Source organism: Enterococcus sp. 3H8_DIV0648 (assembly GCF_002140655.1).
Classification (GTDB): Bacteria; Bacillota; Bacilli; order Lactobacillales; family Enterococcaceae; genus Enterococcus_A; species Enterococcus_A hulanensis.
Genome location: NZ_NGLG01000002.1, coordinates 384,906 through 397,469, shown reverse-complemented (window position 1 = coordinate 397,469; position 12,564 = coordinate 384,906). Strand labels below are relative to the sequence as shown.

13 protein-coding genes are annotated in these 12,564 nt (G+C 41.1%); 1 reads left to right on the top strand and 12 read right to left on the bottom strand.

Annotated elements, in window-relative coordinates; translation table 11 throughout:
• The first annotated feature begins 119 nt into the window (after positions 1-119).
• A complete protein-coding gene (locus A5875_RS18315) occupies positions 120-1,022 on the top strand; it encodes a hypothetical protein (RefSeq protein ID WP_088935022.1) in 903 nt (300 codons plus the stop codon).
• Between the two features lie 56 nt (positions 1,023-1,078).
• On the opposite strand, the gene pnuC is transcribed toward A5875_RS18315, so the two are convergent.
• From pnuC to A5875_RS18255, 12 genes are all read right to left on the bottom strand, one after another.
• Complete coding sequence (gene pnuC / locus A5875_RS18310; protein ID WP_088935021.1) at positions 1,079-1,822, bottom strand: nicotinamide riboside transporter PnuC; 744 nt, start codon at positions 1,820-1,822, stop codon at positions 1,079-1,081.
• A 54-nt stretch (positions 1,823-1,876) separates the two neighbouring features.
• On the bottom strand, positions 1,877-2,584 hold the full coding sequence (locus A5875_RS18305; RefSeq protein ID WP_088935020.1) for a deoxynucleoside kinase: 708 nt from the start codon (positions 2,582-2,584) through the stop codon (positions 1,877-1,879).
• Positions 2,585-2,790: 206 nt separating this feature from the next.
• Complete coding sequence (locus A5875_RS18300; protein ID WP_088935019.1) at positions 2,791-3,795, bottom strand: SIS domain-containing protein; 1,005 nt, start codon at positions 3,793-3,795, stop codon at positions 2,791-2,793.
• Positions 3,796-3,814: 19 nt separating this feature from the next.
• Positions 3,815-4,870, bottom strand: a complete 1,056-nt coding sequence (locus A5875_RS18295; RefSeq protein WP_088935018.1) for an SIS domain-containing protein — start codon at positions 4,868-4,870, stop codon at positions 3,815-3,817.
• A 15-nt stretch (positions 4,871-4,885) separates the two neighbouring features.
• Positions 4,886-5,713: a PTS system mannose/fructose/sorbose family transporter subunit IID gene (locus A5875_RS18290; RefSeq protein WP_422851533.1), complete on the bottom strand. Its 828-nt coding sequence runs from the start codon at positions 5,711-5,713 to the stop codon at positions 4,886-4,888.
• Entirely contained in the window at positions 5,697-6,485 is a 789-nt protein-coding gene (locus A5875_RS18285; protein ID WP_088935017.1) for a PTS mannose/fructose/sorbose/N-acetylgalactosamine transporter subunit IIC, read from the bottom strand. The genes A5875_RS18290 and A5875_RS18285 overlap by 17 nt, the downstream gene beginning before the upstream one ends.
• Before the next feature lie 18 nt (positions 6,486-6,503).
• Entirely contained in the window at positions 6,504-6,974 is a 471-nt protein-coding gene (locus tag A5875_RS18280) for a PTS sugar transporter subunit IIB (protein ID WP_088935016.1), read from the bottom strand.
• Between the two features lie 20 nt (positions 6,975-6,994).
• The gene (locus A5875_RS18275; RefSeq protein WP_088935015.1) at positions 6,995-7,414 is read right to left on the bottom strand and encodes a PTS sugar transporter subunit IIA; all 420 of its coding nucleotides are present in this window, start codon (positions 7,412-7,414) and stop codon (positions 6,995-6,997) included.
• A gap of 81 nt (positions 7,415-7,495) precedes the next feature.
• Complete coding sequence (locus A5875_RS18270) at positions 7,496-10,267, bottom strand: sigma 54-interacting transcriptional regulator (RefSeq protein ID WP_088935014.1); 2,772 nt, start codon at positions 10,265-10,267, stop codon at positions 7,496-7,498.
• Between the two features lie 374 nt (positions 10,268-10,641).
• The gene (locus tag A5875_RS18265; protein ID WP_088935013.1) at positions 10,642-11,298 is read right to left on the bottom strand and encodes an ABC-2 transporter permease; all 657 of its coding nucleotides are present in this window, start codon (positions 11,296-11,298) and stop codon (positions 10,642-10,644) included.
• A 1-nt stretch (position 11,299) separates the two neighbouring features.
• Positions 11,300-12,145: an ABC transporter ATP-binding protein gene (locus A5875_RS18260; RefSeq protein ID WP_088935012.1), complete on the bottom strand. Its 846-nt coding sequence runs from the start codon at positions 12,143-12,145 to the stop codon at positions 11,300-11,302.
• Positions 12,145-12,519 (bottom strand): GntR family transcriptional regulator, encoded by a 375-nt coding sequence (locus tag A5875_RS18255; protein WP_088935011.1) that lies wholly within the window; start codon positions 12,517-12,519, stop codon positions 12,145-12,147. The genes A5875_RS18260 and A5875_RS18255 overlap by 1 nt, the downstream gene beginning before the upstream one ends.
• Positions 12,520-12,564: the final 45 nt, after the last annotated feature.

Below are 12,564 nucleotides of genomic sequence, written 5' to 3'. Positions count from 1 at the left end.
AAATAAAGGTTTATCTTGCCAAAAACTATTAACTTTAGCATCACAAACCAAACCAGCTTTTCTATCTTCCGCCTGCATGCTACACTTGAAGTAATTTGAAACAAATGTGAGGTGTTGGTGTGATAAATGAAAAACAAACATTGGATACGGCATTACGATTAAAAAAAGCTGTGAGAGATCAGCGTTCGATTGAATCGGCAGAAATTCAGTCCTACCTAGAAAATTCAGAGGTCATTGCACAAATTTTAGCTGAGCCTTTCCGAACGGATACCTTCACTGGTCTGCGGAAATTGGAATTTTTATTGATCGAGCTTTCAGAGATTCCTTATTTTGAACGTTTGGATCAGGTTCAGACAATGCTGGACACCTTGTATACCCATACCAATTTTGATGAAGGCTTCTCATTAACTGGAAAGCAAGCAGGCGTCTTAGCCTGCCATAATGCGCTTTGTACCCTGATCTTCCTTCGTGCTGGAAAAAAAGAGTGGGCAGAAAATGGTATTCAGTGGATCATTTCCTACTTGCCTTTTGCTAAGACTGAGCCGTCAAGCTGGCAGGACAAAGACCTCTTTCAGCGCTTTGGCAGATGTGTCGGAAATTCTCCTTGCTATGACGGCTTGGTAAAATCAGTCAAGGCCCTTTCAGAATACGCTGCTAAATATGGTGACTTTCCAGGTCTTCAAGCAAAATTGAAACAGGGGCTGGATTATATTTTGGCCCATCGTGTGATTTTTCACCAGAACAGCGAGGACTATTTATATAATGATTTAGTCACACTTTTCTACCCTTATCCCTATCGAACAAATATCATCGAGGTTTTAGGCGTTATCAAGCAGGAAAAACTGCTGGATCGGCCGGAATGTCAGGCGGCTAAGGATTTTTTGAAAACCAAGCAGCTGAATAATGGTAATTGGCAGCCAGAAAAGATTTTTATGAAAAGCTCATGGGTGCCCTTTGATCAACTAAAGAAACCCGGAGTCTGGATCACCGACGAAATTGACTGGCTGTTAGCTGATGAATGACAAAAAGAGAGGACAATGACGTGAAAAAACAGTAATTGTCCTCTCTTCTATTTAAATTAGTGGCTCAAATGATAATACTCTTCTTCCATCCGCTGCATTCTTTCCCGTTCCTTCTTGTTGTACCAAGGCGAAACAGTGAAGGCCAGCACATCATTGATCAGATAAACCGAGCTGTTGACGAACATCGCCAAGCTTGCCGAGCCATGTCTGAATGACATATACCAAAGAACCATTTGCGCAAGCCCAGAAGCCAGCCACCAGAAATATTGATTATTGTAGCGCAGAAAGCTGATGATTCCCGCGCTCAAACTAATTGAAAAAGCAATAGCATCGATCCAAGGCCGCGGATCATCCGTAAAGCGCTGAATCAAAAAGCCCGAAACAAAATAGACCACGATCGTACTGATAATTGCTGTGAACCACGTTTTTCCGGTAAACTTGCGGATCTTCGCCGCCATATTGTGATTCCACTCTTTACTTAGCAAGACAGGAATATCCAGTGTGATCATATAAGCGATCTGTTCGCCGATGCTTAAATAATTTTTTGCCGAATACCCTACATAAATAAAGCAGATCGCAGAAATGATTCCTAAAATACCATTGACCGATTTCGCCGCATTAATAGAAAGAATACATAATACACCTAAAGTCGTTCCGATAAATGTGATCACCGTAAGCAGTGTGGTCGGCCGATTGACTAAGGTCATCACCTGACAGCCCAGACTAAAGAAAAATAAATAATAATTTTGCTGCGGCCAGCCTTTTAATTGGTGAAGTAAAAACTTGAAATAATTAAACATGATTGACTCCTTCTAAAAACGGTCGTTCTTTATTTGCTCAGAAAAATAGAACTACTAAAAAATCCCCTTTTCAATATTTCCCTTTGAATAATAATTAGAGTTCTTAAACTCCAACAAATTTAATTTATTTGTTTCCTCCTTGATCTGCTTGATAACAGTTTCAGCCGCCTGCGGATCAGCTACAAAATCATAGCGGTCGCCGTCGATCTGAATTTTCGGACAGATCGTAAAGCTGTCGTACCATTTTTCATAGCGATCATTCACCATCCGATAATAATCGAAAAGCTCAGGATTCGTAGCAATCTGTTCATAGTCCCGACCGCGTTTTTCGATCCGTTCTAACATCACATCGAAAGAAACCTTAATATGAACCAATAAATCCGGTCTTTTTTTCGGTGCGGCAAGCTCCAATTCCTTTAACATCGTATCTAACAAATTATCGTATTGCAGAACTTCTTCTTTGTTCACTCGGCCAAGGTCAGCGTTCAAATGAAAAAGCAGACTATCTTCATAAATCGAACGATCCAATACATTATCGGCCTGCTGCAACGCATCCTTCATTGCCAAGAAGCGTTTATTTAAGAAAAAAATCTGCAGCAAAAAAGTATATTTTTCTGGATTCGAGTAAAACAATGGCAGCACCTCATTGTCATCCACATTTTCGTAAAATGGCCTTGAGTTCATCTCCTGCGATAACATATCTGTCAGGCTGCTTTTACCCGCGCCGATCGTGCCAGCTATAAGTAGCATCGTTTCATCCATCCCTTCATAGTAAACTAAATTTTTCTTTCAAACCTTGATAATAGTACTCCTAATTCTCCGGGAAGTAAAGACTAGATTTTGTGTGTTTTTAGTGATATGCGGAAAAACAATACCATATATAGTGTTTTCAGTTTCAAGATAATGAAGGTGCTTTCTTGCCCAATCACAAAAGAAAACCCCTTTGCTTTGGCAAAGAGGTTCAATGATTAATAATCAAATTGACGATAGTAACGGCGAATATCTAATGGATGACAATTCAATTTCTCAACATGGGCGTCGATACGCTGTGTTACACAATGCATCAATAGATGCGGCAGCACTCGACCGCGATTTTTTTCGCTGATGCCTTCAATTGGATAATCTTTTGAATCGATAAACGTATAGTTTCCACAAATCCGCGGCAATAAATTTTTCACCCGTTCCGCTAATGGACGTTGCTCATCTTCACCTAAGAACAAGGTTACCGGCGTCGTTTCATCTACAATTTCTAAGGTGCCGTGCAGGAATTCTGCAGCATGGATCGATTTTGAGCGCAGCCAGCTTTGTTCTTCCCAATAGCACATCGCGTATGAATAAACTGCGCCCCACTGGTTGCCGGCTCCAACAAAATAATGCATGTCATCATGGCGATGTTTTTCAGCAAATTCTCGGCCAAAGTCTTCGGCTTGTTTTTCAGCCTCAACTAGTCCTTTTGGTAAATATTTTTCTAATTCGGCATAATATTCGGCATAATCTGGGAAATCCCCATTATTGTGCATCAGGCGATCAGCTGCCATAAAGAATTTGATCTGTTCTGTTCCCGGAGCTGGATACGTAATCACATGATCGCAGCTTTCAGCAAGGCTTGTTCCAGCTGTATCAACAAAGCCTAGCAGCGTTGCTCCAACTTCTTTGATTTCAGCGACGGCCTTCACGACTTCTTCCGTTGTCCCAGTCACCGAAGAAAGAATCACCAACGAATCCTTAGTCAGTCTGCGGTTGCCAGTAGTGTAATATTCCGCTGCATGCTGTACGTAGACCGGCAGATCACTGCGTCCATTGATATACGTTACCGCCTGCATAGCTGAGGCATAAGTCCCGCCAATGCCTAGATAATAAATATTGTCGTAGCCTTTTTCCCAAACCTCATCAATAATTTTTTCTACCTGCGGACGTAATTCTAGGGCTCCTTGAATATCGTCAATCTGCTGCTGCTCATTAAATTTCAACATGTCTTTATCTCCTCAAAATTTATATTTTACTTTTTAATACTGAATCAAAATCATCAAAAATCCGTTTGCTCAAATCAATTCCCTTCGCCGTTGCCGTACGATAAGCCAGCAGTTGAAATGGAATGATTAATAATAATGGAGAAAAAATCTCCGAAACACTAACATCTAAGCCCAAAACATTCTGATCAGAGCTTTTTTCTGTCGTCACCTTCAAAACAATACCGACATATTCATTCATATAATCTGCCAATGCTTGTGACCGAGCTTGATTGCTGCTTGGCGTTTCAATAAAGAACAGTGTATGTTCCCAATCGGCCTCTAAATAAGGACCGTGCATATAAGCCTCCAGCTCGAAGCCTTGACTTGGCCGGCGAACCGTCTCGGTGAACTTCGTTTCAAATTCCTTCGCTGTTCCCCAATTCGGACCATAACCTAATGCGACAAAACGTCCGCCAAGTTTTAATAGCTGTTCATGTTTTTCAAAAAAGTCATTAGATTGGTCGATCACACTTTGAATATTGCTGATTACTTCATGCAGCTCTTGCTTTAATTCCTTCAAACGTCCCTCATCGATCTGGGCTTTAGACACCCCGACTTTGATCGCCAGCAAAATCAGCTGCAAGACCGTTGCCGAAAAACCTTTCGTGACAAAGCCGACCGTTTCGATCCCCATATTAAGATCAATCACTTGGTCAGCGACATCAGCAATCGGACTCTCTCCATCACTTGTCAAAACGATCCGCTGAATCTCGCTATTAGCCAGCTTCTTCATCGCATCGATAGTAGAAGCACTTTTGCCGCTTTGAGAGACACCGATAATCGTGTCGGTGCTTTTTATTAATCGACCATAATGATTGAAATTATAAGGTTCCTCAATCGTAATACTGACATCCGCGATTTTTTCAAAAGCGATCTTAACGGATAGACATGCATTATATGAAGAGCCGGTCGCTAAAATTGTTACAGTGTGCATTTTCGCAAGCTTGAAATCACTAGAAAAATCATAGTCATTCAAAATCTTCGTCAATGCTTCTTGCTCTTGATTGATGTAATCAAGCATCGTCATCGTTGCCATACTATCCCTCCATTTTTAAAAGAAGCCGATCCATGAGCCCAGGATTCCGAAAATAGCCAAGCCCAATAAAATCGTCAGAGCTTTAACTTCTTTTTTCAATAAATAGAAGACTGCTCCAAAGGCACCTAGCGATAGAATTCTTGGGACGATGTCGTCAAAAATACTTTGGACTGTCACCGCATTTTCACCTGTACCGATCTTCAAAGGAATATTGATATCGATCATGGAGGCTGTCATACCGCCGACCACCATCAAACCAATGATTGAAGCACCTAGTGTCAAGCTGCCCATCATGCCGTTTTCTTGGATTTTCTTTAAGAAGCCGGTACCCAGCTTATATCCCCACCCAGTACCAAAATAGCGGAACAATAAATGTGGAATATTAAAAATCAGCACGAACAAGATCGGTCCTAAAATATTTCCCTGCATCGCTAATGAAGTCCCAACACCGGTAGCGATCAAACGCAAGGTTCCCCAGAAAAACGAATCGCCGATCCCAGCTAATGGTCCCATCAAAGATGTTTTGATGTTATCAATCGTCGAAACATCAAAACTCGGATCATTCGCATTTTCCTCTTCCATCGCTGCATTGATCCCTAAGATCAAGGTTACGATATGCGGCGTCGTATTAAAGAATTCCAAGTGGCGCTTCAATGCCGAAGACATGCTTTCTTTGGTCTTGTATAACTTCTTCAAAATAGGAATCATCGCGTAGCAATAAGCCAGATTCATTTGACGTTCGTAGTTCCAAGAAAACTCCATTTGGAAAGAACGCCAAAACACTTTACTCAAATCCTTCTTAGTGATTTTCAACTCATTATTCTCATTAGAAGTCATCATCATCCACTACCTCCCCGGTTGAAGTTTGCGCAGTATTATTCTGCGCACCACGCACGTTCATAATATTTACGACAACGACTGCCACGATCGCACCGAAAATAGCGATCCCCGTCACCGGAATTTCTAAATAAGCAGCCAGCGCAAAGCCTAAGAAGAAGTATGGCGCAACCTGTTTGTTGATCAGCAAGCGAGCAAGCATCGCAAACCCTAGTGCCGGGATCAAGCCAGTCGCCACGGATAATCCGTGCTGAATAAAATCAGGAATCATATCCAATAAATTACCGATCGTTTTACTACCCACCATAAATGAGATCATCACGACTAGACCAAGCATCAAAGAAAGTCCAAAACCGGCCGTCAAATGCATCCGTTCAACACCTTTATAGTCTCCATCTTCCGCATACTTATCAGCTTTTTGGTTCATGATCGGAATCAAGATCCCAAGATAAATATTTTTCAAAATCAATGTCAGTGTCGCAATCGGCAACCCCAACAGCAAAGCAGTCTCCGTGCCGGCACCAGCCGTGATGGCAAAAGCCGTTCCTAAAACACCGCCTGTAACAACATCCGGCGGAATCGCTGCGCCTACAGAGAATGAACCAATAAATGCTAATTCCAATGTCGCTCCCATAATAATGCCAGCCTTGATATCACCTAATACGATCCCGGTAAATAACCCCGTAACGATCGGACGAGATAACAAAGAGGTACCTAACGCGTACTCAGACTGAGCGATAAATGCGACCACTCCAAGTAAAATTGCTTGAATGAGCATATTTTTCAACCTTTCTTTTTAAAGAACTTCAGTAACAGCCACTTTTTTATCTGTCGGGACTTGTCGAATTTCAACTTCGATCCCTTTATCTACCATTTCCTTCAGTAACGTCTCCTCTTCAGGCAAAACATTCACTGCTTTTCCGATACTTCGCGTTCCCTCTTTGGCTTTGATTCCGCCTAAGTTGATTTTTTGGATCTGCGGATAAGCGTCGGCTAGTTTTTTTGCGTCGGCAATTGATTCCACTACGATAAATAATTTGTATTTATCTGTGACGCCGCTTTGTAAAGCTGCGATCGAATCCTCGATATTCTTAATGACTAATTTTACGCCCTGCGGTTTAGCCAGTTTGATGGTCGTTTTTCGCAGCTCATTTACCGGAACATCATCATTGGCGATCAAAATACAATCAGCCCCTAAGCCCTGTGTCCACGAAAAGGCAACTTGCCCATGAAGCAAACGATGATCCACTCTTGTTAATAAAATCATTTTTATCCCTCCGTTTTTAATTAAAATTCCTCTTCTTCTAATTCGCCGCTGATCAGCGGATTGCAAAATTGAATCGACTGCTTGGACGTTTCCAATGACGCTTCAATCAGCTTCGGAAGTGATTCCGCTTGCTGAAGCTGCATGGATAATTCCACCAAAAATGGTAAATTCATTCCAGCTACCAAATAAAAATTTGACCGATCGATATGTGCTAAGAATTCATTATTGACACTGCCGCCGAATATATCCGTTACGACCACTAATTCATACTCTCGATAACGCTCCATTAGTTCCTTTACTTCTTTTTCTAAATCAAAGCTTTCCGTCAAATAGCAATCCAGCGCTTCAATCGCAAGCTGGTTTCCGCAAATCAGCTCCAAAGAAGAATTTATTCCCGACGCTAACTTCCCATGTGACGCTAGAACTAGCTTTCTTTCCAATACTATTCACCTCTCAATCTCCTCTACACCTTAATAAAAGCAAGCGGTGTGCCAACTTTAGTGGCGCACCGCCTGCTTTTACTAAAACTCTTCATCTGTCATGGATGTATCTGCATTTTTATAGACAATATCAAAAATATAAGCGATCTCAGAATCAGGGATCGTGACACTATAATCCTTCTCAATGACACTAAAGGCCTGTTTGATGATTTCCAGCAGTTCTTTTTGACACTGATACAAATCGGAATAACCTTCATAGGTTTCGATCGGCACATTTCGGATCAGGCGCTCGATCAAACAGCTGACATGAACATACAGCGCCAGTTTTTTGGCGTTCGAAAGCTGGATTCTCCCAGCTAATTCCAAATCGCGCATAAAGAGATCCACTTCGCTCATGACTTTGTCCGTATCCAGAATTGTCACTGAATCGATGACTTTTTCCAGAGAGAAATTACGAATCACATTCGTATTGAAAATCTGATTTTCCTCTGCTGTCATCACTGGTGCCAGCCATTCGGTTAATACTTTTTGTTCATCCCCTGAGATTAATTCCTCCAATGATAAATACGGCATCTCTGGAATTTTCGGATCATCGGTTCCAATGATTCCTAAAACGTCATAGATAGAAAAAACTGTCTCATCCAGCTTTTTTTCCTCCAAGACACGGTATTCATACGGCAGTATCTTCAGCTCACATGTGCCAGGCAGACTTTTCTCAAGTAAATGACAGATCTGAGTCGCCGTTCCGATGCCTGTTTGGCAAGTGGTCAATAACGCCTTGGTCCGGTTTTCCTCTGGATAAATGATTTCCCAGTCAAAAGTCGCTTCCGCCGCCGATTTACTGGCCAGTTCCGCTAATGTTCGCTGATGCTTGATATTTTCTCCAATCGCAATTGCCAGCGGAGTGGTGACATTATTCATGATAACGATCGGTACATTGATCTGTTTAGGAAAATATTGGTAAATTTCCTTGAGGCTGCCCATATCGACTAAGATCACTAAGCCATTGGAAATATCGTTGTTTTCACTATAATCCAATATTTCCTCTGCGATTTGCTGGGGTGTGACATCCAGCGGCATATCAAAGGATTCAAAAATATCTTTGCCTAAAAAGCGATTCGCCACATTGGCGATACTGCTGGCTGTCGCATAGCCATGAGCCACAATCACGGCCTTCGCCATCCCCTGTTCCTTTGTCCAATCAGCTTTTTTCAAGTACAACGTCAAAACGATTCGATCCATCGCTGATATTTCGATATCGATCTTGGGTCTGCATAGCTCGAGGATTCGCTGGACGTAATGATAGCTGGCAGGATAGGCCTCCGAAATCTGTAATTCAAGCTGACGAATCAGCTCCATGATTTGATTGTCCTCCGGAAACCAGCGATTGGCGCCTCTTTGAAATAAATAGTAGCCCACCGCATACACACTGTTCCCATTGAACTTGATTTGATAGGCACTTTCCATCTGACGGAAGGTTTCCCGAACATATTGAGTCAAATAAAGCAGCATCTCATGCTTCTGCTGGCGATCCGTTTCAAACAGCAGGTAATCAAACAACTGATCCACGATTTCCTTCAGCTTCAAATGACAGTCATTCAGCTCACCATGAGATTTCTGATATTCCAGAATCATTTTAGTAAACGAATCTTCCACTCGTTTTTGACTTTGCGTATTTTTCAGCATCAAATTATCTAGTCTTGAATCACTATGGATCACTATCTCCTCCGGCAGTGATGTCTGCAAGTTTTGAGTATTCATAGAAAGCAGTGATTCAGGCAGATGATAAATCGTTAGTTTGATCTGCTGACTATCCTTAGCTTCAGACAGAGCCTTGGCTGCCATGACCCTGATAATATTTTTCAGCTCACCGATATTGCCTTTGAAATTTCCGCTGGCTAACAGCTCCAGCGTTTGCCCTGTAATCATCAGCTCACGCTTGATTTTCGCCTGCTCGCTGATCAAGAAGGAATAGATCAGTTCCAAACGCTCGTTTCTCGCTCTTTGCTGCAAGGCTGGAATCGTTACTTGAATTGGAATCCGGCGAATAAATGTATTTAAGAACGTACTCGTCAAATCTTCCGTTGTCGCAAAAAACAATCGCGTGCGAACCTTAATCGGATGATTCGTATCTCCCATGCGATAAATTTCACCTTGGTCTAAATAGGTGAAAAGCTTTTCCTGTCCTTCAGCATTCAAGCGGTGAACCTCATCTAAAAACAAAATCCCGCCATCCGCCGCTTCAAAAGCCCCTTTACGATCAGACTCGGCGCCTGTATAGGCACCTTTGACACTGCCGAACAGATTACTAGTCAATAGCTCCGGATTATTAGCATACTGAGCGCAATTTAACGTGATAAACGGCGCATCCTCCGGCAGAAGCTCCTTTTGAATGCAATAATGATGGATCAATTTTACTAAATAGCTTTTCCCGGTACCACTCTCTCCGTTGATCAACACAGGCAAGCCACCATCCGGATAATTTAGCGCTGCCTTGATTTGATCAATCACGCGATTCAAGCTCTTATCATGACCAATCAAGAGAGAAAAGAAATCCTGTTCTTTCCCGAACATCGGCTGCTCAGCCAAAACAGCTTGAACGCTTTCATAATAATTTTCGTTCAAAGCAAAGAACTGCTTTTCAAAAGCCCCTTTATGAAAATAATAAACCGGCCGCGAATTTATTTTTACCAACTGTCCACTTTCAGTCAGCTGATTCAGATACTGGCTCACGGTATTTCGTTTTACTTTAAAAATTTCCGCCAATTTTGAAGCGGTAAACAATTCGCTCAAATCATCTAAATTGAGAAAAGCTGTTTGATTCTTCAAATAATTCAATAGTTCCTCTTTCATAGACTTTCCCCCTTCCCTTTATATTAAAAAAAGCCAGAATAAAGTCAATCTTATCTTTTTTAATTCAAAATTAAAAAAATCGAAAAAAGCCTTTTTCACTGTTATTTATAACGAAGCTTTCTACTATACAGTAAGCAATCAGCGTGCCAAGCAGTGTCTGTGATTTTCACTTTTAGACACTATGCAAAAAAGAAAAAAAGTTCAACACTTCGAAAGAACTTTTAGACTGTTGGGAAGAGTGTTGAGTAAATTTATTCTTTATACTAAAGAGTAGACTATGCTCCTCAAATTAATAAAATAAAAAAAAGGCCCTGTACTTAATGTACATAGACCTATTTGAAATTCACTAAAATATTACGAGATGACTGAACTGGCTATAACTCTTTCTTCTCAAGAATTTTAAGCGATAGTAGATAAGAGAGCACACCGACTACTCCTCCCGCAACAACTCCTCCTGTCAACATTAACCAAAGCGGTGTATCAGAGATTCGTTGTAAAATCGCATTTAGATCGATCCCTAATTTTGCGATCACTGATTTGCCTAAGTAAGCACAAAAGAAAATCACTGCCATCAAAAGAATCATGATCATTCGACTTTTCTGTTCCCCGAATTTGAAGTAAACAGGCATCATCAAGCTAATGTAAAATAAGCCGACGATGAAAAGACTAACTAAAGTAAGCCCAAATTCTTCTAGATTGACTGTTTTTCCTTGAATACCCGTCATGCTAAAAACAATTACCACAGAAATCACTAAAGCCAAGATTGAACCAATAAGCGCTAACGAATATTTTTGTAAAGCATATTTTTTTCGCGAGATTGGTAAAGTAAACAAAAAGGCTAAGCCGTGATTCATCTCATCATAAGTAACCGTGGTAAAAATCAAGGTAACAAAGAAAAAGAGCATCAAAGCCGGTACGATCGCCAAACTTTCAAGATTATAAGAATTCATTACCGTCAGAAAAATAATCGCTAAGAAAAATAATTTTTGTTTTGCTAGTAATTGGAGATCCTTCACATACAACCCTTTCATTTTAATTTCCTCCCATCATCATTAAAACAATTTCATCAATATTGGCTTTTTCAACCACAACTTCCGGATAATTTTCACGATAAAATTGGCGCTGTTTCGTCAAACATTGATACCCAAAGCTGGCGGGGAAAGTCTTCTCGATATAGGCCTTATCCAGATCACTATATTGATCGGTAGTCACTTTCAGAATGCCATATTCGTCTAATAATACATCCGTATCCTCATTCAAAATAATTTTTCCTTGATCAATAAAATACAAAGAATCGCAAAGCTGCTCCAAATCTGTTGAAATATGTGAACTGATCAAAATACTGCGGGAATCATCTTGCTCAAGATACTCTTGCAAAAGACTCAATATTTCTCCGCGAGCGATAACATCCAAGCCAGCAGTCGGCTCATCCAAAATCAACAGCTCTGCTTTGTGACTGATCGCGATCAAGACATTTAGCCGAGCCTTCATTCCGGTGGAAAAATCCTTTACCGGTTTGTTTAAAGGAAGCTGAAAATCCTCACATTTAGCTAAGAAAAAGTCTTTTTCAAATTGAGGATAGAAATTTTGCAGCATGGAAGTAATTTCTTTGATCGAAAAAAGTTCATTAAAGCCTGATTCAGCTAGCGAAATTCCCAAGCGCTGCCGATCCTTATCCGTAATTTTATCAATGGGCTTCCCGAAAAGCTCGACAGTTCCTCCTTCATGAGGAATCAACCCCAGAGCGATTTTGAACGCTGTACTTTTCCCCGCGCCGTTTCGTCCAACTAATCCGACGATTTGTCCTTTAGAAAGAGTCAAAGAACAATCCAATTGAAAATCTTGATAGTCTTTTTTTACATTTTTTAGTGTAAGCATTATGATCCCTCCAGTATTAGTTCCAGCAGTTCCTTCAAGTCTTGATCGCTCATTCCTACCAGCCGTGCCTTCGTGACTATTTCTTCCAGTTCGTTTTGGATCGCTTTGAGCTGCTCCTCCCATTTCAATGATGGATTAACTCCGCAAACAAAGCTTCCTTTTCCGTGGACTGTGGCGATCATCCCCTCTTGATCCAACGCGTCATAGGCTTTTTTAACTGTCAACGCGCTGATTTTCAGCTCTTTTGCCAAAGACCGAACCGAAGGCAATGGATCATTTTCTTCCAGCTCACCTTTAATAATCGCTCCTTTTATCTGTTCTACCAGCTGCTCGTAGATGGGCGTCATCGATGAGTGTTGAATAATTAATTTCATGACCAATTCACCTCTTCGTAAACAGTGTATAACAGTATATATCAG